This is a genomic window from Pseudomonas sp. ICMP 3272, from assembly GCF_001466905.1.
Lineage (GTDB): Bacteria > Pseudomonadota > Gammaproteobacteria > Pseudomonadales > Pseudomonadaceae > Aquipseudomonas > Aquipseudomonas amygdali.
This window is the reverse complement of the sequence record NZ_LKEK01000001.1, coordinates 53,170-76,322: the sequence shown is the minus strand read 5'-3', so window position 1 is coordinate 76,322 and position 23,153 is coordinate 53,170. Positions and strand designations below refer to the sequence as shown.

Below are 23,153 nucleotides of genomic sequence, written 5' to 3'. Positions count from 1 at the left end.
CCGGAGAAGGCTGATGAGCGCTTTATACATGATTCTCGGCACCCTGATTGCGTTGGGCGTGCTGGTGACCTTCCACGAATTCGGCCACTTCTGGGTGGCCAGGCGTTGTGGCGTCAAGGTGCTGCGTTTTTCAGTGGGCTTCGGCACGCCTCTTCTGCGTTGGAGTGATCGTCAGGGCACCGAGTATGTGGTCGCTGCAATTCCGCTGGGTGGCTATGTCAAAATGCTCGACGAGCGCGAAGGCAATGTCCCGCCCGAGCTTGCCGACCAGTCGTTCAATCGCAAGACCGTCGGGCAGCGTATCGCAATCGTGATCGCAGGCCCGACAGCCAATTTCCTGCTGGCCATCGCGTTTTTCTGGGTGCTGGCGATGATGGGCAGCGAACAGGTTCGTCCGGTTATCGGCGCCGTCGAGTCCGGAAGCATCGCTCAACAGGCGGGTCTGACTGCCGGGCAGGAAATCGTCGCAGTCGATGGCGAGCCGACGTCGGGCTGGGCCGGGGTGAATCTGCAACTGGTCCGCCGCCTGGGTGAAAGCGGCACCATCGCTTTGAAGCTCAGGGATCAGGGTTCGACGGTCGACACGTCTCGTGAACTGGTACTCAATGACTGGCTCAGGGGGGCTGAAGAGCCTGATCCGATCAAGTCGCTGGGTATTCGTCCGTGGCGCCCGGCCTTGTTGCCCGTGCTGGCAGAGATCGACCCGAAAGGTCCGGCGCAGAGTGCCGGGCTTAAAACCGGAGATCGCCTGATTTCGATGGACGGTCAGCCGCTCAATGAGTGGCAGCAGGTTGTTGACCGGGTGCGCGAGCGCCCTGAGGCAAAAGTATCGCTGCGCATCGAGCGTGACGGTGTACAAATGGACGTCCCTGTAACCCTCGCCGCGAAAGGCGAAGGCAAGGCGGCCGCGGGTTATCTGGGGGCTGGCGTCAAAGCTGTCGATTGGCCACCGGAAATGCTGCGCGAGGTCAGCTACGGTCCTTTCGCCGCGATGGGCGAGGGGATAAAGCGCACGTGGAACATGAGTGTGCTGACCCTGGACTCACTGAAGAAAATGTTGTTCGGCGAGCTCTCGGTAAAAAACTTGAGTGGACCGATAACCATTGCTAAAGTGGCGGGCGCTTCGGCCCAGTCGGGCATCGGAGATTTTCTGAACTTCCTCGCTTATCTGAGTATTAGCCTGGGTGTTCTGAATTTGCTGCCCATTCCCGTCCTGGACGGGGGGCATTTGCTGTTTTATCTGATCGAGTGGGCGCGTGGTCGTCCCCTTTCGGAAAAGGTTCAAGGTTGGGGGGCGCAGATCGGTATCAGTCTGGTGGTGGGCGTAATGTTGCTCGCGCTGGTCAACGATCTGGGCCGACTGTAACGCTTTGCCGAGTTGCGAATCTGCCGCATTTTGCGGCAGTTTGTTTATTGCCAGTTGGAATAAGAAAGGACTTCATGAAACGTCTGCTGCTAACTGCGGTTCTTTCCGCACTGATGATCGCTGAAGTTCACGCCGAGTCCTTCACCATCTCCGATATTCGTGTCAACGGCCTCCAGCGGGTATCCGCCGGCAGTGTCTTTGGTGCGTTGCCGCTGAACGTAGGCGAGCAGGCGGACGATGGTCGTTTGGTCGATGCTACCCGTTCGCTGTTCAAAACCGGTTTCTTTCAAGATATCCAGCTGGGTCGCGATGGCAACGTACTCGTCATCAACGTCGTCGAGCGTCCTTCGGTTGCAAGTATCGAAATCGAAGGCAACAAGGCCATCTCCACCGAAGACCTGATGAAGGGGCTGAAACAGTCCGGTCTGGCCGAGGGTGAAATTTTCCAGCGTGCAACCCTTGAAGGTGTACGTAACGAGCTGCAACGCCAATACGTTGCCCAGGGCCGTTACTCTGCCGAGGTTGACGCCGAGGTCGTTCCACAGCCGCGCAACCGCGTGGGCCTGAAAATCAACATCAATGAAGGCACCGTCGCCTCCATTCAGCATATCAACGTGGTGGGCAACACGGTCTTCTCCGACGAAGACCTGACCGACCTGTTCGAGCTCAAGACCAGCAACTGGCTGTCGTTCTTCAAGAATGATGACAAGTACGCCCGTGAAAAGCTGTCGGGTGACCTTGAGCGTCTGCGTTCGTACTACCTCGATCGCGGCTATATCAACATGGATATCGCCTCGACCCAGGTCTCGATCACGCCGGACAAGAAGAACGTGTACATCACGGTCAACATCAACGAAGGCGAAAAATACAGCGTCAAGTCGGTCAAGCTCAGCGGTGACCTGAAGGTTCCTGAAGACCAGGTCAAGTCCCTGCTGCTGGTACAGCCGGGTCAGGTGTTCTCGCGTAAGGTCATGACCACCACGTCCGAGCTGATCACCCGTCGTCTGGGTAACGAAGGCTACACCTTCGCCAACGTCAACGGCGTGCCGACCCCGAACAACGAAGACCACACGGTTGACATCACCTTCGTGGTCGATCCCGGCAAGCGTGCCTACGTCAACCGCATCAACTACCGCGGCAACACCAAGTCGGAAGACGAAGTGCTGCGTCGCGAAATGCGTCAGATGGAAGGCGGCTGGGCTTCGACCTACCTGATTGACCAGTCGAAAACCCGTCTGGACCGTCTGGGCTTCTTCAAGGAAGTCAACGTCGAGACGCCACCTGTTCCAGGCACCGACGATCAGGTCGATGTGAACTACGCCGTTGAAGAGCAGGCGTCCGGTTCGATCACCGCCAGCGTCGGCTTCGCGCAAAGCGCCGGTCTGATCCTCGGTGGTTCGATCAGCCAGAACAACTTCCTCGGTACCGGTAACAAGGTCAGCATCGGCCTGACCCGCAGCGAATATCAGAGCCGTTACAACTTCAGCTACGTCGATCCGTACTACACGCCGGACGGTGTCAGCCTGGGTTACAACGCGTTCTACCGCACCACCAACTACGATGACCTTGACGTTGATGTTGCAAGCTACGCAGTGGATAGCCTGGGTGCCGGTATCAACCTCGGCTACCCGATCAGCGAGACCTCGCGCCTGACCTACGGCCTGACCGTGCAGCAGGATGAGATCAAGACCGGCAAGTACACCGTTGACGAGATCTTCGACTTTGTCGAAAAAGAAGGCGATAAGTACCTGAACTTCAAGGGCTCGATTGGCTGGTCTGAATCGACTCTGAACAAAGGCGTACTGGCGACCCGTGGTCACTCGCAAAGCCTGGTGTTTGAATCCACCTTGCCGGGCAGCGACCTGTCGTTCTTCAAGCTGGATTACCGTGCTCAGTACTTCCACCCGATCACCGATAACTACACCCTGCGTCTACACACCGAGCTGGGTTACGGTGACGGCTACGGTTCGACCTCGGGTCTGCCGTTCTACGAGAACTACTATGCCGGTGGTTTCAACTCGGTTCGTGGCTTCAAGGACAGCACGCTCGGTCCGCGTAGTACGCCGAGTAACGGTTCAAAACCCGGCACGTTGGCTGATCCGGACCAGGATCCACTGCCGTTCGGTGGTAATGCCCTGGTGCAGGGTGGCGTAGAAGTCATGTTCCCGTTGCCATTCGTCAAGGACCAGCGTTCCCTGCGCACCTCCGTGTTCTGGGATGTCGGCAACGTATTTGATACAAACTGCGATTCCAGCAGGAAGACAGCCAGTGGTAAAAACGTCGAATGCAACAACATCGACCTTTCCGGCATGGCCAGCTCTGTGGGTATCGGTGTCACCTGGATCACTGCGCTCGGTCCTTTGAGCTTCGCCTTGGCGATGCCGATCAAGAAGCCGGACGACGAAGCAGAAACACAGGTCTTCCAATTCTCCCTGGGTCAGACTTTCTAAGCGTCTGATCTTTGATAACGCAACGAATTTTGTAGGAGTTGTATTGTGCGTAAGTTGACTCAATTGGTACTGCTGGCAACCGTTCTGGTTGCAAGCCCTGCATTTGCCGACATGAAAATTGCTGTACTGAACTATCAGATGGCCTTGCTGGAATCTGACGCTGCCAAGAAATACGCTGTTGATGCCGAGAAAAAATTCGGTCCGCAACTGACCAAGCTGAAAAGCCTGGAAAGCAGCGCCAAGGGTATTCAGGACCGTCTGGTCAGCGGCGGCGACAAGATGGCTCAGCCTGAGCGCGAGCGTCTGGAGCTTGAATTCAAGCAAAAGGCTCGGGACTTCCAGTTCCAGTCCAAGGAACTGAACGAAGCCAAGGCAGTTGCTGACCGTGAAATGCTCAAGCAGTTGAAGCCAAAGCTGGATCAGGCTGTTGAAGAAGTCATCAAGAAAGGTGGTTTCGATCTGGTCTTCGAGCGCGGTGCAGTGATTGACGTCAAGCCTCAATACGACGTTACTCGCCAGGTCATCGAGCGCATGAACCAGCTGAAGTAACCATGAGCATAACCATCAAGCTCGGCCAATTGGCCGAGTTCCTTGGCGCTACGCTACGTGGCGACAAGGACAAGGACATCACCGGGCTGGCCGCTTTACAAGAGGCCGGCCCTGGTCAAATCAGTTTCCTGGCAAAATCTCAATACCGTAAATTTCTGGTTGATGCCCAGGCTGCTGCCGTGCTGCTCAAGCCCGCAGATGCCGACAGCTACACCGGAGATGCGCTATTGGTCCCGGATCCTTACCTGGCCTATGCGCGCATTTCGCACTTTTTCGACCCCAAGCCCAAAAGCGTGGCGGGCGTTCATCCGACGGCAGTGATTGCCGACGATGCTCAGGTTGATCCTGCCGCCAGTATTGGCGCTTTCGTAGTTATCGAGAGCGGTGCCCGTATTGCAGCCGGTGTCACCATTGGTGCGCACAGCTTCATCGGTGCTCGTTGCGAAATTGGTGAAGGTGGCTGGCTGGCACCGCGTGTAACGCTTTATCACGATGTGCGCATCGGCAAGCGTGTGGTCATTCAGTCGGGCGCGGTGCTGGGCGGTGAAGGTTTCGGCTTTGCCAATGAGAAGGGTGTCTGGCAGAAAATTGCACAAATCGGTGGCGTCACCTTGGGTGATGACGTCGAGATCGGCGTCAACACGGCGATCGATCGCGGTGCTTTGGCCGATACGCGAATTGGCAACGGCGTGAAACTGGATAACCAGATTCAGATTGCCCACAACGTACAGGTTGGCGATCACACAGCGATGGCTGCGTGTGTCGGCATCTCCGGAAGCACCATAATCGGCAAGCACTGCATGCTGGCCGGCGGTGTAGGGCTGGTGGGGCATATCGAAATCTGTGATGGTGTTTTCATCACCGGCATGACGATGGTGACGCATTCCATTACCGAGCCGGGTTCCTACTCGTCGGGTACGGCAATGCAGCCCGCTGCCGAGTGGCGCAAGAGCGCAGCCCGTCTGCGCAAGATCGATGACATGGCGCGGCGTCTGCAAAAGCTCGAAAAGGCTGTAGAGACAGTGACCTGCTCCGATAATCGCTCATCTGATGGCTGATACCTTTTTAATATCAAGCGTGCACAGTCGATAAACTGCCTCCTTGATGTAGAGGGGTGCTGCGCAGTCGCGACGCACCCCTAATCTTTACTACAGGCTTCCCCTCGAAATGATGGACATCAAAGAAATTCGCGAATATCTGCCTCATCGTTACCCGTTCCTGCTGGTGGACCGCGTGACCGAGCTGGATATCGAGAACAAGAACATTCGCGCCTACAAGAATGTCAGCGTCAACGAGCCTTTTTTCAACGGCCACTTCCCTGAGCATCCCATCATGCCGGGTGTGTTGATCATCGAGGCAATGGCACAGGCTGCGGGTATTCTTGCGTTCAAGATGCTCGACTCCAAGCCGTCAGACGGTACGCTCTATTATTTCGTGGGCTCGGACAAACTGCGTTTCCGTCAACCGGTTCTGCCGGGCGACCAGCTGGTTCTTGAAGCGAAGTTCCTGAGCAGCAAGCGTCAGATCTGGAAATTCGAATGCAAGGCTACAGTTGACGGCAAGGCGGTATGCTCTGCCGAAATCATCTGTGCGGAACGTAAACTATGAGTTTGATTGACCCTCGCGCAATCATCGATCCGACGGCCATTCTGGCCGACAACGTGGAGGTTGGCCCTTGGTCGATCATCGGAGCCGGTGTGGAAATTGGCGAGGGTACAGTCGTCGGTCCTCATGTTGTCCTCAAGGGACCAACCAGGATCGGCAAGCACAATCGCATCTACCAGTTCTCATCGGTGGGCGAAGACACGCCTGATCTGAAGTACAAGGGCGAGGAAACCCGTCTTGTCATCGGCGATCACAACGTGATCCGTGAAGGCGTGACCATCCACCGCGGGACTGTTCAGGACCGTGCTGAAACCACGCTCGGCGATCACAACCTGATCATGGCTTATGCGCACATCGGCCATGACAGTGTGATCGGCAACCACGTGATTCTGGTCAATAACACCGCACTGGCAGGCCACGTTCATGTCGATGACTGGGCCATCCTGTCCGGTTTTACCCTTGTGCATCAGTTCTGCCACATCGGTGCGCACAGCTTTTCCGGCATGGGTACGGCCATTGGCAAGGACGTTCCGGCGTTCGTGACGGTGTTTGGCAACCCTGCCGAGGCGCGCAGTATGAATTTCGAAGGCATGCGCCGTCGTGGTTTTTCCGAAGAAGCCATTCATGCGCTGCGCAGAGCCTACAAGACGGTCTATCGTCAGGGGCTGACCATCGCGCAGGCGGCGGCCGACCTTGCTGAGCCGGCGGCGCAGTTCCCTGAAGTGGCCGTATTCCTTCAGTCTATCCAGACGTCGACCCGCGGTATCATTCGCTAATCATGACCAAGCCATTATGTATCGCTCTGGTCGCTGGTGAAGCATCCGGCGATATCCTCGGGTCCGGCCTGATGCGTGCCCTCAAGGTGCGCCATCCCGATATCCGTTTTATCGGCGTGGGTGGCCCGCTGATGGAGGCTGAGGGCATGCAGTCCTACTTCCCGATGGAGCGCCTGTCGGTGATGGGGCTGGTCGAGGTGCTAGGCAGGCTGCGTGAGCTGCTGGCCCGGCGCAAGCTTCTGGTAGAGACCCTCATCAAGGAAAAGCCGGACGTCTTCATCGGCATCGATGCCCCCGACTTCACACTCAATATCGAACTTCAGCTACGCCGCGCGGGGATCAAGACCGTGCACTATGTCAGCCCGTCAGTCTGGGCCTGGCGTCAGAAGCGTGTGCTGAAGATTCGTGAAGGCTGTGACCTGATGCTGACATTGTTGCCATTCGAAGCCCGTTTCTATGAAGAGAAGGGCGTACCGGTACGCTTTGTCGGTCATCCGCTGGCAGACACCATCCCTTTGGAGTCAGATCGCGCCGCGACCCGCGCTGGGCTTGGTTTTGCTCAGGAAGCGCCCGTTGTTGCGCTGATGCCGGGCAGCCGGGGCGGCGAAGTAGGGCGTCTGGGCGGGTTGTTTTTCGATGCTGCCGAGCTTCTTCTCGCGCAGCGTCCTGGCCTGCGTTTTGTACTGCCTTGCGCCAGCCCTCAGCGGCGGGTTCAGATAGAGCAATTGTTACAAGGCCGCAATCTGCCAGTCACGCTGCTCGACGGTCAGTCACATGTGGCGCTGGCCGCATGCGATGCGGTACTGATCGCCTCCGGCACCGCGACCCTGGAAGCCCTGCTTTACAAGCGACCGATGGTGGTGGCCTACCGTCTGGCGCCGCTGACCTTCTGGATACTCAAGCGGATGGTCAAAAGCCCTTACGTGTCGCTGCCTAACCTGCTTGCCCAGCGCCTGCTGGTGCCAGAACTGCTGCAGGATGACGCCACCCCCGAAGCGTTGGCCCGGACGCTGCTGCCGCTGATCGACGACGGTCAGGCGCAAACCGCAGGCTTTGATGCCATTCACCGTATTTTGCGCCGAGATGCGTCCAATCAGGCCGCTGATGCGGTGTTGAGCCTGCTCGGCCAGTCGTCTTCACTGTGAGGTCGCCCATCATGCAAACAGGTCTGGATTTCACACTCGTCGAGGATCTGGTAGCAGGTGTTGATGAGGTAGGCCGCGGCCCGCTGTGCGGAGCGGTTGTGACGGCGGCAGTCATTCTCGACCCTGCCCGGCCTATTCTCGGGCTCAACGACTCAAAGAAGCTGACTGAAGCCCGGCGCGAAAAGCTCTACGTCGAAATTCAGGAGAAGGCCCTGTGCTGGTTCATTGCCCGGGCTGAAGTTGAAGAAATCGACGAATTGAATATTTTGCACGCCACGATGCTGGCCATGAAACGTGCCGTCGAGGGGTTGAGTATCACGCCGAAGCTGGCGCTCATCGACGGCAACCGTTGCCCGCAGTTGTCAGTGCCTTCTGCGCCGGTTGTAAAAGGCGACTCCAAGGTGCCTGCCATCGCGGCCGCATCGATTCTCGCCAAGGTTAGCCGGGATCGGGAAATGGCAGCGTTCGAACTCATCTATCCGGGTTATGGCATCGGTGGGCACAAGGGTTATCCTACCCCGGTGCACCTGGAGGCATTGGCCCGGTTGGGGCCTACGCCTATTCATCGACGCTCCTTTGCACCTGTGCGTGCAGCCCATGAAGCGCGAGCATCCATAATGATCGGCGGGTCGATCCCGCTGCCAGTCGGTTTATTGCAGGACTGACGTTTCATCCCGGGCCCGTTACAATCCTGCCCTTCGTTTTTTGTATTTTCGCGTTTTATAGGATCACCATGCCGGCTTCTTTCGTTCATCTACGCCTGCACACCGAATACTCGCTGGTTGACGGTCTGGTCCGGGTCAAACCGTTGATCAAGGCGCTGACCGGCATGAACATGCCTGCCGTGGCGGTGACCGACCAGAACAACATGTGTTCGCTGGTCAAGTTCTACAAGGCCGCGCAAGGCTCTGGTATCAAGCCGATCTGTGGTGTCGACTTGTGGCTGGCGGGCAGGGATGAAGACGCTGCGCTCAGTCGCATCAGCCTGTTGGCCATGAATGCCCAGGGCTACCGGAACCTGACCGAACTGATTTCCCGTGGTTTTATCGAAGGCCAGCGCAACGGCCAGATCGTCATCCAGCGCCAATGGGTCGCGCAGGCCAGTGAAGGCGTGATTGCGCTTTCCGCTGCAAAGGAAGGCGAGATCGGCATGGCGTTGCTCGGCGGCAACCCCGGCGAGGCGGACGAACTGCTGCGCGAATGGATGGCGGTATTTCCCGATCGTTTCTATATCGAAGTGCAGCGCACCAATCGCAACAATGACGAAGAGCACTTGCATGCCGCTGTTGCCTTGGCCGAACGTCACGGTGCGCCGCTGGTTGCGACCAACGATGTGCGTTTCATCAAGCAGACTGATTTCGAAGCCCACGAGACTCGCGTGTGTATTGGCGAAGGCCGGGCGCTGGACGATCCGCGTCGTTCGCATAACTACAGCGATCAGCAATACCTGAAAAGCCCGGAAGAAATGGCCGAGCTGTTCAGCGACCTGCCCGAGGCGCTGGAAAACACCGTCGAGATCGCCAAGCGCTGCAACATCGACGTCAAGCTGGGCACTCACTTTTTGCCCAACTTCCCGATTCCCGATGGCATGACCATCGATGAGTATTTCCGCAAGGTTTCGTTCGATGGCCTCGAAGAGCGTCTTGCCGTCCTGTTGCCCAAGGACACCACCGAAGATTACGAAGCCAAGCGTCAGGTGTATGTCGACCGGCTGAATTTCGAGCTGGATATCATCATCCAGATGGGCTTCCCTGGTTACTTCCTGATCGTGATGGACTTCATCCAGTGGGCCAAGAGCAATGGCGTACCGGTGGGGCCGGGTCGTGGTTCGGGTGCCGGATCGCTGGTTGCCTATGTACAGAAGATCACCGACCTCGACCCGCTGGAATACGATCTGCTGTTCGAACGCTTTCTGAACCCGGAACGGGTTTCCATGCCTGACTTCGACGTCGACTTCTGCATGGACGGCCGTGATCGGGTGATCGAATACGTGGCCGAGAAATACGGTCGCAATGCGGTTAGCCAGATCATCACCTTCGGTTCCATGGCGGCCAAGGCGGTGGTGCGTGACGTGGCGCGGGTGCAGGGCAAGTCTTACGGACTGGCGGATCGTCTGTCGAAGATGATCCCGTTCGAAGTCGGCATGACCCTCGAAAAAGCCTACGAGCAGGAAGAGATTCTTCGCGATTTCCTCAAGGTGGATGAGGAAGCTGCGGAAATCTGGGAGATGGCGCTCAAGCTCGAAGGCATTGTGCGTAACGTCGGTAAGCACGCCGGTGGTGTGGTGATTGCCCCGACCAAGCTGACCGACTTTTCGCCGATCTATTGCGACGAGGCCGGTGACGGCCTGGTAACCCAGTTCGACAAGGACGATGTCGAGGCGGCGGGGCTGGTGAAGTTCGACTTCCTCGGTCTGCGCACCTTGACCATCATCGACTGGGCGCTCAAGACCATCAACCGCGACCGCGCCAAGGTCAACGAAGAGCCGCTGGACATCGCGTTCATCCCGCTCGACGACATGCCGACCTATCAGCTGCTGCAGCGCGCCGAAACCACGGCTGTGTTCCAGCTAGAGTCGCGCGGCATGAAAGAGCTGATCAAAAAGCTCAAGCCCGACTGTCTGGAAGACTTGATCGCACTGGTGGCGCTGTTCCGCCCCGGCCCGCTGCAATCGGGCATGGTTGACGACTTCATCAACCGTAAGCACGGTCGCGCCGAGCTGTCCTACCCGCACGTCGATTATCAGTACGAAGGACTGAAGCCGGTACTGGCACCGACCTACGGCATTATCCTGTATCAGGAACAGGTGATGCAGATCGCGCAGGTCATGGCCGGTTACACCCTCGGCGGTGCAGACATGCTGCGTCGCGCAATGGGTAAGAAAAAGCCCGAGGAAATGGCCAAGCAGCGCGGCGGTTTCATTGAGGGTTGCAAGACCAATAACATCGATCCGGACCTGGCCGGTAACATTTTCGATCTGGTGGAGAAATTCGCCGGTTACGGCTTCAACAAATCCCACTCGGCTGCCTACGGACTTGTGTCATATCAGACCGCCTGGCTGAAGACTCACTACCCGGCACCGTTCATGGCTGCGGTATTGTCGGCGGATATGCACAACACCGACAAGGTCGTGACCTTGATCGAAGAAGTGCGCACGATGAAGCTGCGCCTCGACGCGCCGGACGTGAACACATCGGAGTTCAAATTCACGGTAAGCGATGATGGCCGCATTCTTTACGGGCTTGGTGCCATCAAAGGGGTGGGCGAGGGGCCGGTCGAGGCGATTACCGATGCGCGTCAGAACGGGCCGTTCAAGGACCTGTTCGATTTCTGCGCCCGCGTCGATCTCAAGCGGGTCAACAAGCGAACCCTGGACGGTCTGATTCGCAGCGGTGCGCTGGATCGTCTCGGGCCGTACTTCGAACTGGAACCCAAGGCCTATCAGGCCAACATTGATCGTAACCGCTCGGTGCTGCTTGCCGCGCTGGAAGAAGCGATTCAGGCGGCAGAGCAGACCGCGCGCAGCCACGACAGTGGTCACGCAGACCTGTTTGGCGGCCTGTTCGTTGAAGCGGATGCCGATGTTTACGCCAATCATCGCAAGACCCGCGAGCTGAGCCTCAAGGACCGTCTGCGCGGTGAAAAGGAAACCCTGGGCCTGTACCTGACCGGTCACCCGATCGATGAATATGAAGGCGAGATTCGCCGCTTCGCTCGTCAGCGCATCATCGACCTCAAGCCCGCCAGAGACACCCAGACGGTGGCCGGCCTGATCATTGCCTTGCGCGTAATGAAGAACAAGAAGGGCGACAAGATGGGGTTCATTACCCTGGACGATCGCTCTGCACGCATTGAAGCATCACTGTTTGCCGAAGCGTTTCATTCGGCTCAATCACTGCTGCAGACCGATGCTATGGTGGTGGTCGAAGGCGAAGTCAGTAATGATGACTTCTCCGGGGGGCTGCGGTTGCGCGCCAAGCGGGTCATGAGTATCGAAGATGCGCGCACCAATCTGGCCGAGAGCCTGCGAGTGACGGTACGCGCCGAAGCACTCAAGGGCGACCGGCTGCGCTGGTTGGGTGATCTGTGCAAGCGCCATCGCGGTGCCTGTCCGATCACAGTGGACTACACGGGGCAGGACGCCCGTGCATTGCTGCAATTGGGAGAAGCATGGCGGATTGATCCCGCTGACAGCTTGATTCAAGCTCTGCGTGACCAGTTCGGACGTGAGAACGTCTTTCTCCAGTATCGTTGAACGTCGCAGGCTCGACTTGCGCTCAACCCTGAATTTTAATTTCGACCTGACCGCGCCTGTTCCGAACAGGAAAGGCGCAGACGGATCAACCGGCCGGCCTCTTGGCCGTCGACCCAAGACGGATGCCTATGAACCCGAATTTTCTTGATTTCGAACAGCCTATCGCGGACTTGCAGGCCAAAATCGAAGAACTGCGCTTGGTGGGTAACGACAACTCGCTGAACATCGGCGACGAGATCTCCCGGCTGCAAGACAAGAGCAAGACGCTTACCGAAAGCATCTTCGGCAACCTGACCAGCTGGCAGATCGCGCGCATGGCACGCCATCCGCGTCGTCCCTACACGCTGGACTACATCGAAAACATCTTTACCGAGTTCGATGAGCTGCACGGTGATCGTCATTTCTCCGATGACGCAGCAATCGTCGGCGGTATTGCCCGTCTCGACGGCCAGCCGGTCATGGTTATCGGTCACCAGAAAGGTCGTGAAGTGCGCGAGAAGGTTCGTCGCAACTTCGGCATGCCGCGTCCCGAGGGCTATCGCAAGGCTTGCCGCCTGATGGAAATGGCCGAGCGCTTCAAGATGCCGATCCTGACCTTTATCGATACGCCGGGCGCTTATCCTGGTATCGATGCGGAAGAGCGTAACCAGAGCGAGGCAATTGCCTGGAACCTGCGTGTGATGGCCCGTCTCAAGACCCCGATCATCGCTACTGTTATCGGTGAAGGCGGTTCCGGTGGTGCGCTGGCGATTGGCGTATGCGACCAGTTGAACATGCTGCAGTACTCGACCTACGCGGTAATCTCCCCGGAAGGCTGCGCGTCGATTCTGTGGAAAACCGCCGAGAAGGCACCGGATGCTGCTGAAGCGATGGGTATCACCGCTGATCGCCTGAAAGGTCTGGGCATCGTCGACAAGGTTATCGCCGAGCCGCTGGGCGGTGCACATCGCGACCCGGTTGCTGCCGCTGCGTTGATTCGTGAAGAACTGAGCAGCCAGTTGGCGATGCTCAAGGCGTTCGATAACGATGAGCTGCTGGCCCGTCGTTATGACCGTCTGATGAGCTACGGTCTGTAAGCTGCGTCGCCCCGATTGTTTCCACGTCTTGCGGGCTTCTGCCCAAAGGACGTGGGAGCGAACCGCGCGACGCTTCGTTTGTTCGCGAAAGGGCTGGCTTGAGCACTGGACCGATCAGTGCGTGAATAAGCGAAGTCCGGTGAGAAACACCAATGACCACCTCCACATATAGCGGTCATGACCTTCCTGCAAGGCTCCTTCAGGCTTTGGCTCCCTGGCGCAACGCGCCAACCTGGCATATCGGCTTTTCCGGTGGCCTAGACTCCACGGTGTTGTTGCATCTTCTGGCTGAACTGGCCAAATGCGAAACCCTGCCTGTCTTACACGCCATCCACGTTCATCACGGCCTGCAGGCCGCTGCCGATGCGTGGCCTGAACATTGTCGGCAGGTTTGTCAGGCGCTGGGTGTGGCATTTGAGCTGGTTCGGGTAAGCGTCGATCCTGGCGCGAGCATCGAGCAGGCTGCCCGGCAGGCGCGTTACACCGCTTTCACTGGCAGGCTGGCTGAGGGGGATGTATTGCTCACCGGCCAGCACCGTGACGATCAGGCCGAGACCCTGTTGTTCCGCCTGCTGCGCGGCGCTGGTGTACGCGGTCTGGCTGCCATGCCCGATCAGCGAATTCTGGGGCGTGGGCATCTGGTGCGACCGCTGCTGGCAGTGTCTCGTGCCGAACTTGAAGGCTACGCGCATCAGCACGGCCTGAATTGGGTCGAAGACCCGAGCAACGACGACTCCCGATTCTCGCGCAACTTCTTGCGCAGTGACGTGCTGCCATTGCTGACCTCCAGATGGCCTCAGGCAGCGGCCAGTCTGGCGCGTACTGCGGGCCACCTTGGCGAAGCACAGCAATTGCTGGACGAGCTTGCCGTGCAGGATCTGGCCAGTGCCCAAGCCACGACGCCATTTGCCTGGCTTGGCTTGCCCGTGCTGAGCATTGGCCCGCTTGCCGTGCTGTCCGCAGCAAGGCAGCGCAATGCACTGCGCCATTGGCTTGCGCCGCTGACGCGGCTGCCGGATACCGATCACTGGGCTGGCTGGGAGGCATTGCGCGACGCGGCGCAGGATGCCCGTCCGCTGTGGCGGCTTGCCGATGGCGAGCTGCACAGGGCGCAGGGCTGCCTTTGGTGGGTGCCGGTTGACTGGGGACGCGACTGTCACCGGGTAACAGACTGGCCCGACTGCCGCACACCGCTGCACTTGCCGGGCAATGGCTGGGTAAGCCTTGAAGGTGATGCGCCGTGTGGCGCTCTGCAAATCCGCTACCGGCAGGGAGGAGAGCTGATGCTCCTCGGCGGACGCGGCAGTCGTGATCTAAAACGGCTGCTAAATGAGCAGGCTGTACCGGTTTTTCTGCGCGGCAGATTGCCGCTGCTCTACTGCGATAATGACCTGCTGGCCGTCGCCAACCTGCCTGGACTGGACGGTTCGCCCAATGAAAGCTGGCGTTTGCACTGGGTTGTACCGACCAGCGACCAAAGTTTGAGCTGAAAGGCCCTTTCAGGTAGACTACGCTCCCTTCTTGATACAACTTCTGTTGGTTCTTTTGAAACAACGCAAGTTGCCGGTTACCAACCAGTGTTTGCTGGGTAATTCTTAAAATGTAGCGCGCACCACACTGGCTTCGGCCGGTCGGTTTCAACGCAGCAGTTTCGGGAGTGCACCGTGAATTTTGTCGGTAATCGGGGGCTTCGGCCTTCCTTCGCTATCCCCGGCGGCTCTGACCGCTTTAACGCAGACTTCTAGGGTTTTTCATGACGCGCTACATCTTCGTCACGGGCGGTGTTGTTTCTTCATTGGGGAAAGGCATTGCCTCGGCTTCATTGGCGGCCATCCTGGAGGCGCGGGGACTCAAGGTCACCATGCTCAAACTGGATCCCTACATCAACGTGGACCCAGGCACCATGAGCCCGTTCCAGCACGGTGAGGTGTTCGTCACTCACGACGGCGCCGAGACCGACCTGGACCTTGGTCACTACGAGCGGTTCATCCGCACCACCATGACCCAGAACAACAACTTCACCACCGGCCGTGTGTACGAACACGTCCTGCGCAAAGAGCGCCGTGGTGATTATCTGGGGGCGACCATTCAGGTCATTCCGCATATCACCGACGAAATCAAGCGCCGCATCATCAAGGGTGCAGGCGATGCCGACGTGGCGCTGGTCGAAATCGGCGGTACGGTGGGTGACATCGAGTCGCAGCCGTTCCTCGAGGCCATCCGCCAGTTGCGTTTCGAAGTGGGCGCACGCCGCGCGATGCTGATGCACCTGACGCTGGTGCCTTACATAGCCACTGCCGGCGAGACCAAGACCAAGCCGACTCAGCATTCGGTGAAAGAATTGCGCTCAATCGGTCTGCAGCCTGATGTACTGGTTTGCCGCTCCGACCACCCGATCGACGTGTCCTCGCGTCGCAAGATCGCTCAGTTCACCAACGTTGAAGAGCGTGCGGTTATCGCCCTTGAAGACGCGGACACCATCTACAAGATCCCGGGCATCCTGCATTCGCAAGGCCTGGACGATTTTGTGGTCGAGCGCTTCGGCCTGCAATGCGAGGGTGCCGATCTGTCCGAGTGGGACAAGGTCGTCGACGCCAAGCTCAACCCCGAGCACGAAGTCACCATCGCGATGGTCGGCAAGTACATGGAGTTGCTCGACGCCTACAAGTCGTTGATCGAAGCCATGAGCCACGCCGGTATCACCAACCGTACCAAGGTGAACCTGCGTTATATCGATTCCGAAGACATCGAAAACCAGGGCACCGGCCTGCTGGAAGGCGTGGATGCGATTCTGGTTCCAGGCGGCTTTGGCCTGCGCGGCGTCGAGGGCAAGATCACTGCCGTCCAGTTTGCACGGGAAAACAAGGTGCCGTATCTGGGCATCTGCCTGGGCATGCAAGTGGCGGTCATCGAGTTCGCACGTAACGTGCTGGGCTGGAAAGACGCCAACTCCACCGAGTTCAACCGTACCAGCGCGCACGCCGTGGTGGGTCTCATCACCGAGTGGGAAGATGCCACCGGTGCAGTCGAAACCCGTACCGAAAGTTCCGATCTGGGCGGCACCATGCGTCTAGGGGCACAGGATTGCCAGCTTGAAGCCGGTTCGCTGGTACACGACTGCTACCGCAAGGACGTGATTGTCGAGCGTCATCGTCATCGCTATGAAGTGAACAACAACCTGCTGCCACAACTGATCGAGGCAGGCCTGAAGATTTCCGGTCGCTCCGGCGACGGTGCGCTGGTTGAAGTGGTCGAAGCACCGGATCATCCATGGTTCGTCGCTTGCCAGTTCCACCCGGAATTCACTTCCACGCCCCGTGACGGTCATCCGCTGTTCAGCGGTTTCGTCAAGGCGGCACTGGCTCAACATCAGAAAAACTCCTGACAGGGACTTCACACATGGCTCAGAAAACAATTCGCGTAGGTTCGATCGAGATCGCCAACGACAAGCCAATGGTGCTGTTCGGCGGCATGAACGTACTCGAGTCCCGGGATATGGCCATGCAGGTCTGTGAAGAGTACGTAAGGGTGACCGAAAAGCTCGGTATCCCTTATGTGTTCAAAGCCAGCTTCGACAAGGCCAACCGCTCTTCGGTAAATTCCTACCGCGGGCCGGGCCTTGAAGAGGGCATGCGCATTTTCGAAGAGATCAAGCGCACCTTCAACGTGCCGCTGATCACCGACGTGCACGAGCCTCATCAGGCGGCCGTGGTTGCTGAAGTGTGTGACATCATCCAGTTGCCGGCCTTCCTGTCGCGTCAGACCGATCTGGTCGTTGCGATGGCGAAGACCGGAGCAGTCATCAACATCAAGAAAGCCCAGTTTCTCGCACCTCAGGAAATGAAACACATCCTGACCAAGTGCGAAGAGGCGGGTAATGATCAGTTGATTCTGTGCGAGCGGGGTTCCAGCTTCGGTTACAACAATCTGGTGGTGGACATGCTCGGCTTCGGCGTCATGAAGCAGTTCGAATACCCGATCCTGTTCGATGTGACACACGCCCTGCAAATGCCGGGTGGTCGCTCCGATTCTGCCGGTGGCCGCCGCGCTCAGGTCCTGGATCTGGCCAAGGCCGGCATCAGCCAGAATCTGGCCGGCCTGTTCCTTGAAGCGCATCCGGACCCTGACAACGCCAAATGCGACGGTCCGTGTGCCTTGCGTCTGGACAAGCTGGAGCCGTTCCTGGCCCAGCTCAAGTCACTGGATGAACTTGTCAAAAGTTTTCCGATCGTAGAGACCGCTTGAACAGGGTTCTCCGGTAAAGTGCCGTTCCCCGTCATTCGTGACGGGGTTGTCGCATTCAGACCTGCCTTTTTCTGCGTCTGACTGCGAGCATTGTTTTCCCAGCTGCGTCGTTTTCGTCAATCTTGGAGTGTTTACAACAATGGCAAAAATCGTCGACATCAAAGGTCGTGAAGTTCTCGACTCCCGTGGCAATCCCACTGTGGAAGCAGATGTGGTCCTCGATAACGGCATCGTTGGCAGCGCTTGCGCGCCGTCTGGTGCTTCAACCGGCTCGCGCGAAGCGCTGGAGCTGCGTGATGGCGACAAGAGCCGTTACATGGGCAAGGGCGTTCTGAAGGCTATAGCCAACATCAACGGCCCTATCCGTGACCTGCTTCTGGGCAAGGACCCGGTTGACCAGAAGGCTCTGGATCACGCGATGATCAAGCTGGACGGCACCGAGAACAAGGCAAGCCTGGGTGCAAACGCAATTCTTGCGGTCTCCCTGGCAGCTGCCAAGGCGGCGGCTCAGGATCAGGATCTGCCGCTGTACGCGCACATCGCCAACCTCAATGGCACACCGGGCGTGTACTCCATGCCGGTGCCGATGATGAACATCATCAACGGTGGCGAGCATGCCGATAACAACATCGACATCCAGGAATTCATGATCCAGCCTGTCGGCGCCAAAACCTTCGCTGAAGGCCTGCGCTGGGGTACCGAGATTTTCCATCACCTCAAGGCAGTGCTCAAGGCGCGTGGCCTGAACACCGCTGTCGGTGACGAAGGCGGTTTCGCCCCCAACCTTGCGTCCAACAAAGACGCGCTCGACGCTATTGCCGAAGCCGTCGCCAATGCGGGTTACACGCTGGGCACCGACGTGACCCTGGCGCTGGACTGCGCGGCGAGCGAGTTCTACAAGAACGGCAAGTACAAACTCAGCGAAGAGGGCGAGTACAGCTCCGCCGAGTTTGCCGAATACCTTGCCGAGCTGACGCGCAAGCATCCGATCATTTCCATTGAAGACGGTCTGGACGAGTCTGATTGGGATGGCTGGAAAGTTCTCACCGACAAGATCGGCGAGAAAGTCCAACTGGTCGGTGACGACCTGTTCGTGACCAACACCAAGATCCTGAAAGAAGGCATCGACAAGAAGATTGCCAACTCGATTCTGATCAAGTTCAACCAGATCGGCTCCCTGACTGAAACGCTGGAAGCCATTCAGATGGCCAAAGCTGCCGGTTACACTGCGATCATCTCTCACCGTTCCGGCGAAACCGAAGATTCGACCATTGCCGACCTGGCTGTGGGCACGTCTGCCGGTCAGATCAAAACCGGTTCGCTGTGCCGCTCCGACCGCGTTTCCAAGTACAACCAACTGCTGCGCATCGAGGAGCAATTGGGCTCCAAGGCCGCGTATCGTGGTCGTGCCGAGTTTCGCGGTTGAGCCATAGATGGTAAAAAGACGCAGAGTGCTGTACAGATTCGAGTCACCTGACTTGCCTGTGCAGCTCCGATGCTGACGCTCCGCAGTAATCTGGAGTGATTGAGCCTGGCTTATGTCAGGCTCAATGCCCTCAGTCGTTTGTTGTTCACGTTGGCTCTGCTGTCTTTTTTACTGGGTACCTGATATTTCAATGCGCAGTCCTAACTGGTTGTTCCTCGTCCTGCTCCTGTTGCTGGCTGGCTTGCAGTACCGCCTTTGGGTCGGTAACGGAAGCCTTGCGCAAGTGGCCAGCCTGACTCAGCAGATTGCCGACCAGCACGCTGAGAATGAGGTGCTGCTGGAGCGCAACCGCGTGCTTGATGCCGAGGTCATGGAGTTGAAAAAAGGTCTGGAAACCGTCGAAGAACGTGCCCGACATGAACTCGGCATGGTCAAGGACGGCGAAACCCTTTACCAGCTCGCGCAATAATCAAGTTGGTGCAATGAAAGACTTTCTTCCTGCCTTCTGGGCAGTGATACCTGCAGCGGGCATTGGTGCTCGCATGGCAGCTGACCGTCCCAAGCAATATTTGCAACTGGGCGGCCTGACAATTCTTGAACACAGCCTGCTTTGCTTTCTCGATCACCCCCGGCTCAAGGGACTGGTGATCAGTCTGGCTGTGGACGACCCTTACTGGGCTGCATTGCCCTGCGCTAAAGACACTCGCATTCAGCGGGTGGATGGCGGCAGCGAGCGCTCAGGCTCGGTGCTCAATGCGCTTCTGTACCTGCATGCGCAGGGCGCGAGTGACAATGACTGGGTGCTGGTGCATGACGCTGCGCGTCCTAATCTGGCGCGCAGTGATCTGGATAATCTGCTCGGTGAGCTGGCTGACGACCCGGTTGGCGGCCTGCTGGCCGTACCGGCCCGCGATACCCTCAAGCGTGCCGACAGCAGTGGTCGCGTGCTTGAAACCGTCGACCGGAGCCTGATCTGGCAAGCATTCACGCCGCAGATGTTTCGTCTTGGGGCCCTGCATCGCGCCCTGGCGGACAGCCTGGTGTCGAACGTGAATATCACCGATGAGGCATCGGCGATCGAGTGGGCGGGGCAGTCGCCGCGATTGGTCGAAGGGCGGTCCGATAACATCAAGGTCACTCGCCCCGAGGATCTTGAATGGTTGCGTCAACGCCGCACTGAGATCGGCCGTTAGCTACTGGCGGTACTCATCACGCATCGCCAATCCTTCTTTAAGGTAGTCCACCAGCTTGCGTACCTTGGGCGACAGGTGCCTTTGCTGCGGATAGAGCGCCCAAACGGCAGTATTGGGCGGTTGATGGGCTTCCAGCAATGAAACCAGCGTTCCGTCATTGAGGTGTTTCTGCACGTAATAGTCTGGCAACTGACACAAGCCAACCCCATGTAGCGCGGCATCCAGAACCGCCTGACCGCTGTTGCAGCGCCAGTTGCCTTGCACTCTCTGAGAAAACTCACGGCCATTCTGCTGAAGCTGCCAGGTATCGCTGCCCCCGACCAGGCAGTTGTGGCGATTCAGTTCCGACAGGCTGTGAGGTCGCCCGTAGCGTTCAATGTAGGAAGGCGCAGCACACAGATACATTTGCCGTGGCGCGAGGCGGGTTGCAACCATGCGCGAATCCTGTAGCCGGCCCAGGCGAATCGCCAGATCCATCCCTTCATGCACCAGATCGAGCGTTTCATTGCTCAGCTCGATGTCGACCCGCAAGTGCGGATACAGGTCCATGAAGCGTGTCACCAGGGGCGTGATGAAGCGCTCGCCATAAGCCACAGCGCAGGTCATGCGCAGCAACCCTTTCGGCTCGCTGGCCAGATCGCCTACAGCGCGCAGTGCTTCTTCGCGGCCGTCCTGCAAACGTTGGCAGTGATGTAAAAACGTTTGACCAGCCTCTGTCAGCGCGACCTTGCGCGTGCTGCGATAAAGCAAACGGGTTTGCAGTCGTTCTTCAAGGCGCACGATCTGGCGGCTGATATGTGACGAGGAAACCCCAAGCCTTTGTGCAGCCGCTGTGAACTGGCCGCATTCAGCGACCGCAACGAATTCGTCCAGACCTTCCCAGCGATTGATGTGCATCGATTATCCCTGTACAGCATTAATGTTTTGCTTTTAGCCGTATTACTCGCCAATTGGCACTGTACTACACTGCAAACCTTGTTTTTACCCGTCGGAGAAGTTTGATGATCAAGTCGCGCGCTGCTGTCGCTTTTGAAGCCAAAAAGCCATTGGAGATCGTTGAAGTCGATGTCGCCATGCCCAAGGCGGGAGAAGTGCTGCTCAAAGTAGTGGCCTCCGGCGTCTGCCATACCGATGCCTACACACTTTCCGGTGCCGATCCCGAGGGGATTTTTCCGTCGATCCTCGGCCACGAAGGCGGTGCGATTGTCGAAGCCATTGGCGAAGGTGTCACCTCTGTCGCGGTCGGCGACCACGTCATTCCGCTGTATACCCCGGAATGCCGTCAGTGCAAATTCTGCCGCTCGGGCAAGACCAACCTGTGTCAGGCGATTCGTGCCACTCAGGGTAAAGGCCTGATGCCGGATGGCACCACGCGCTTTTCCTACAAGGGCGAGCCGATTTTCCACTACATGGGCACTTCGACCTTCTCCGAATACACCGTACTACCGGAAATCTCGGTGGCCAAAATCGACAAACAGGCACCGCTGGAAAAAGTCTGCCTGCTGGGTTGTGGTGTCACCACCGGTATCGGTGCGGTGCTCAACACTGCCAAGGTCAAGCCTGGCGATACCGTGGCGATCTTCGGTCTGGGCGGTATCGGCCTCTCAGCACTGATCGGCGCGGTCAAAGCCAAAGCGTCTCGAATCATCGCCATCGATATCAACCCGGCCAAGTTCGAGATCGCCAAACAGTTGGGCGCGACTGATTGCGTCAATCCGAAAGATTTCGACCGTCCTATTCAGGAAGTCATAGTTGACATGACTGATGGCGGGGTGGATTTCTCCTTTGAGTGCATCGGCAATGTACAGCTCATGCGTGCAGCGCTGGAATCCTGCCACAAGGGCTGGGGCGAGTCGGTCATCATCGGCGTGGCCGGTGCCGGTCAGGAAATCTCTACCCGTCCGTTCCAACTGGTGACAGGACGCGTCTGGCGCGGTTCGGCATTTGGTGGCGTGCGTGGCCGCACCGAACTGCCAAGCTATGTCGACATGGCGCAGACCGGCGAAATTCCGCTGGATACGTTCATTACCCATACCATGGGCCTGGAAGACATCAACAAGGCGTTCGACCTGATGCATGAAGGCAAAAGCATCCGCACCGTCATTCATTTTTGAGGAGCGGCGGCAAGCGGCAAGCACGAAGATTTGTTACATGCTTGTAGCTTGCCGCTTGCAACTGGAGGAAGCGACATGCCTTTGGAAAATATTTCCTGCCAGAAAAGCTTCGGCGGCTGGCACAAGCGTTACAAACACCACTCTCAAGTACTGGGTTGTGACATGGTGTTTGCAGTCTATCTGCCGCCCCAGGCAGAGCAGGGCGGCAAGCTGCCCGTGTTGTACTGGCTTTCCGGCCTGACCTGCACCGACGAGAACTTCATGCAGAAAGCCGCCGCTCACCGGCTTGCGGCCGAGCTGGGCATTATCATCGTGGCACCTGACACCAGTCCACGCGGTGCCGACGTAGCTGACGACCCTGACGGCGCCTGGGATTTCGGTCAAGGGGCGGGCTTCTATCTCAACGCCACCGAACAGCCTTATGCGCGGCATTACCAGATGCATGATTACGTCGTCAGGGAGCTGCCAGCCCTTATCGAAGAGCACTTCCCGGCGTCAGAGGCACGCAGTATCAGCGGGCACTCGATGGGCGGGCATGGGGCGCTGGTCTGCGCACTGCGCAATCCTGGCCGCTATCGCTCGGTATCGGCGTTTTCGCCGATCAGTAATCCGATCGATTCCCCCTGGGGGCAAAAGGCATTTTCCCGTTATCTGGGTGAAGACCGTTCTCGCTGGCGCGAGTGGGATGCCAGTGTGTTGATTGCGCAAGCGTCGGAAAAACTGCCGACCCTGGTGGATCAGGGTGATCGTGACGACTTTCTGGTCAATCAGCTCAAGCCTGAAGTTCTGGTTCAGGCCGCCAAGGCTGCTAACTATCCGCTGACCTTGCGGATGCAGCCAGGTTATGACCACAGCTATTTCTTCATCGCCAGCTTCATCGAAGAGCATCTAAGGCATCACGCTGAAGCCTTGAACAGCTAACGAGCGCCAAAGCAGGTAGAATCACGCCCTGA

General features: G+C 58.0%; 19 protein-coding genes. 18 read left to right on the top strand and 1 reads right to left on the bottom strand.

Features of this window, described 5'->3' with window-relative positions:
- Positions 1-13: 13 nt before the first annotated feature.
- From rseP to ispD, 16 genes are all read left to right on the top strand, one after another.
- Positions 14-1,366, top strand: coding sequence for a sigma E protease regulator RseP (gene rseP / locus AO068_RS00375; protein WP_011169295.1), 1,353 nt, complete (start codon positions 14-16; stop codon positions 1,364-1,366).
- Positions 1,367-1,440: 74 nt separating this feature from the next.
- The gene (gene bamA / locus AO068_RS00370; RefSeq protein ID WP_032616028.1) at positions 1,441-3,816 is read left to right on the top strand and encodes an outer membrane protein assembly factor BamA; all 2,376 of its coding nucleotides are present in this window, start codon (positions 1,441-1,443) and stop codon (positions 3,814-3,816) included.
- A gap of 45 nt (positions 3,817-3,861) precedes the next feature.
- Complete coding sequence (locus AO068_RS00365; RefSeq protein WP_002554721.1) at positions 3,862-4,365, top strand: OmpH family outer membrane protein; 504 nt, start codon at positions 3,862-3,864, stop codon at positions 4,363-4,365.
- Positions 4,366-4,367: 2 nt separating this feature from the next.
- Positions 4,368-5,423 carry a UDP-3-O-(3-hydroxymyristoyl)glucosamine N-acyltransferase gene (gene lpxD, locus AO068_RS00360; RefSeq protein WP_058399656.1) on the top strand — a complete coding sequence of 352 codons (1,056 nt, stop codon included), beginning with the start codon at positions 4,368-4,370 and terminating at the stop codon, positions 5,421-5,423.
- Positions 5,424-5,532: 109 nt separating this feature from the next.
- On the top strand, positions 5,533-5,973 hold the full coding sequence (fabZ, locus tag AO068_RS00355) for a 3-hydroxyacyl-ACP dehydratase FabZ (protein WP_002554719.1): 441 nt from the start codon (positions 5,533-5,535) through the stop codon (positions 5,971-5,973).
- Entirely contained in the window at positions 5,970-6,746 is a 777-nt protein-coding gene (gene lpxA / locus AO068_RS00350; protein WP_002554718.1) for an acyl-ACP--UDP-N-acetylglucosamine O-acyltransferase, read from the top strand. The genes fabZ and lpxA overlap by 4 nt, the downstream gene beginning before the upstream one ends.
- Before the next feature lie 2 nt (positions 6,747-6,748).
- Positions 6,749-7,891 carry a lipid-A-disaccharide synthase gene (lpxB, locus tag AO068_RS00345; protein ID WP_058399657.1) on the top strand — a complete coding sequence of 381 codons (1,143 nt, stop codon included), beginning with the start codon at positions 6,749-6,751 and terminating at the stop codon, positions 7,889-7,891.
- An 11-nt stretch (positions 7,892-7,902) separates the two neighbouring features.
- Positions 7,903-8,556 (top strand): ribonuclease HII, encoded by a 654-nt coding sequence (gene rnhB / locus AO068_RS00340; protein ID WP_058399658.1) that lies wholly within the window; start codon positions 7,903-7,905, stop codon positions 8,554-8,556.
- Positions 8,557-8,624: 68 nt separating this feature from the next.
- Positions 8,625-12,146: a DNA polymerase III subunit alpha gene (gene dnaE / locus AO068_RS00335; RefSeq protein ID WP_002554715.1), complete on the top strand. Its 3,522-nt coding sequence runs from the start codon at positions 8,625-8,627 to the stop codon at positions 12,144-12,146.
- Positions 12,147-12,274: 128 nt separating this feature from the next.
- A complete protein-coding gene (gene accA, locus AO068_RS00330) occupies positions 12,275-13,222 on the top strand; it encodes an acetyl-CoA carboxylase carboxyl transferase subunit alpha (protein WP_058407350.1) in 948 nt (315 codons plus the stop codon).
- Positions 13,223-13,374: 152 nt separating this feature from the next.
- Complete coding sequence (gene tilS, locus AO068_RS00325) at positions 13,375-14,712, top strand: tRNA lysidine(34) synthetase TilS (protein WP_058407349.1); 1,338 nt, start codon at positions 13,375-13,377, stop codon at positions 14,710-14,712.
- Positions 14,713-14,975: 263 nt separating this feature from the next.
- Positions 14,976-16,607: a CTP synthase gene (locus AO068_RS00320; RefSeq protein WP_002554712.1), complete on the top strand. Its 1,632-nt coding sequence runs from the start codon at positions 14,976-14,978 to the stop codon at positions 16,605-16,607.
- Positions 16,608-16,621: 14 nt separating this feature from the next.
- The gene (gene kdsA, locus AO068_RS00315; RefSeq protein ID WP_004666021.1) at positions 16,622-17,467 is read left to right on the top strand and encodes a 3-deoxy-8-phosphooctulonate synthase; all 846 of its coding nucleotides are present in this window, start codon (positions 16,622-16,624) and stop codon (positions 17,465-17,467) included.
- 139 nt (positions 17,468-17,606) lie between these two features.
- Positions 17,607-18,893 (top strand): phosphopyruvate hydratase, encoded by a 1,287-nt coding sequence (eno, locus tag AO068_RS00310; RefSeq protein ID WP_058407348.1) that lies wholly within the window; start codon positions 17,607-17,609, stop codon positions 18,891-18,893.
- 190 nt (positions 18,894-19,083) lie between these two features.
- The gene (gene ftsB, locus AO068_RS00305) at positions 19,084-19,362 is read left to right on the top strand and encodes a cell division protein FtsB (protein WP_002554710.1); all 279 of its coding nucleotides are present in this window, start codon (positions 19,084-19,086) and stop codon (positions 19,360-19,362) included.
- A gap of 13 nt (positions 19,363-19,375) precedes the next feature.
- Positions 19,376-20,086 (top strand): 2-C-methyl-D-erythritol 4-phosphate cytidylyltransferase, encoded by a 711-nt coding sequence (gene ispD, locus AO068_RS00300; protein ID WP_058407347.1) that lies wholly within the window; start codon positions 19,376-19,378, stop codon positions 20,084-20,086.
- On the opposite strand, the gene AO068_RS00295 is transcribed toward ispD, so the two are convergent.
- Positions 20,087-20,977, bottom strand: coding sequence for a LysR family transcriptional regulator (locus AO068_RS00295; RefSeq protein WP_170947352.1), 891 nt, complete (start codon positions 20,975-20,977; stop codon positions 20,087-20,089).
- A 110-nt stretch (positions 20,978-21,087) separates the two neighbouring features.
- Between AO068_RS00295 and AO068_RS00290 the strand changes: the two genes are divergently transcribed.
- Both AO068_RS00290 and fghA read left to right on the top strand, forming a co-directional pair.
- Positions 21,088-22,200, top strand: coding sequence for an S-(hydroxymethyl)glutathione dehydrogenase/class III alcohol dehydrogenase (locus AO068_RS00290; protein ID WP_002554707.1), 1,113 nt, complete (start codon positions 21,088-21,090; stop codon positions 22,198-22,200).
- Positions 22,201-22,275: 75 nt separating this feature from the next.
- Positions 22,276-23,121 (top strand): S-formylglutathione hydrolase, encoded by an 846-nt coding sequence (gene fghA / locus AO068_RS00285; RefSeq protein WP_058407346.1) that lies wholly within the window; start codon positions 22,276-22,278, stop codon positions 23,119-23,121.
- Positions 23,122-23,153: the final 32 nt, after the last annotated feature.

What these genes read in the sequence shown, in the direction of transcription:
- rseP (WP_011169295.1), top strand. Translation starts at nt 14, where the DNA reads ATGAGCGCTTTATACATGATTCTCGGCACCCTGATTGCGTTGGGCGTG.
- bamA (WP_032616028.1), top strand. Translation starts at nt 1,441, where the DNA reads ATGAAACGTCTGCTGCTAACTGCGGTTCTTTCCGCACTGATGATCGCT.
- lpxD (WP_058399656.1), top strand. Translation starts at nt 4,368, where the DNA reads ATGAGCATAACCATCAAGCTCGGCCAATTGGCCGAGTTCCTTGGCGCT.
- fabZ (WP_002554719.1), top strand. Translation starts at nt 5,533, where the DNA reads ATGATGGACATCAAAGAAATTCGCGAATATCTGCCTCATCGTTACCCG.
- lpxA (WP_002554718.1), top strand. Translation starts at nt 5,970, where the DNA reads ATGAGTTTGATTGACCCTCGCGCAATCATCGATCCGACGGCCATTCTG.
- lpxB (WP_058399657.1), top strand. Translation starts at nt 6,749, where the DNA reads ATGACCAAGCCATTATGTATCGCTCTGGTCGCTGGTGAAGCATCCGGC.
- rnhB (WP_058399658.1), top strand. Translation starts at nt 7,903, where the DNA reads ATGCAAACAGGTCTGGATTTCACACTCGTCGAGGATCTGGTAGCAGGT.
- dnaE (WP_002554715.1), top strand. Translation starts at nt 8,625, where the DNA reads ATGCCGGCTTCTTTCGTTCATCTACGCCTGCACACCGAATACTCGCTG.
- accA (WP_058407350.1), top strand. Translation starts at nt 12,275, where the DNA reads ATGAACCCGAATTTTCTTGATTTCGAACAGCCTATCGCGGACTTGCAG.
- tilS (WP_058407349.1), top strand. Translation starts at nt 13,375, where the DNA reads ATGACCACCTCCACATATAGCGGTCATGACCTTCCTGCAAGGCTCCTT.
- AO068_RS00320 (WP_002554712.1), top strand. Translation starts at nt 14,976, where the DNA reads ATGACGCGCTACATCTTCGTCACGGGCGGTGTTGTTTCTTCATTGGGG.
- kdsA (WP_004666021.1), top strand. Translation starts at nt 16,622, where the DNA reads ATGGCTCAGAAAACAATTCGCGTAGGTTCGATCGAGATCGCCAACGAC.
- eno (WP_058407348.1), top strand. Translation starts at nt 17,607, where the DNA reads ATGGCAAAAATCGTCGACATCAAAGGTCGTGAAGTTCTCGACTCCCGT.
- ftsB (WP_002554710.1), top strand. Translation starts at nt 19,084, where the DNA reads ATGCGCAGTCCTAACTGGTTGTTCCTCGTCCTGCTCCTGTTGCTGGCT.
- ispD (WP_058407347.1), top strand. Translation starts at nt 19,376, where the DNA reads ATGAAAGACTTTCTTCCTGCCTTCTGGGCAGTGATACCTGCAGCGGGC.
- AO068_RS00290 (WP_002554707.1), top strand. Translation starts at nt 21,088, where the DNA reads ATGATCAAGTCGCGCGCTGCTGTCGCTTTTGAAGCCAAAAAGCCATTG.
- fghA (WP_058407346.1), top strand. Translation starts at nt 22,276, where the DNA reads ATGCCTTTGGAAAATATTTCCTGCCAGAAAAGCTTCGGCGGCTGGCAC.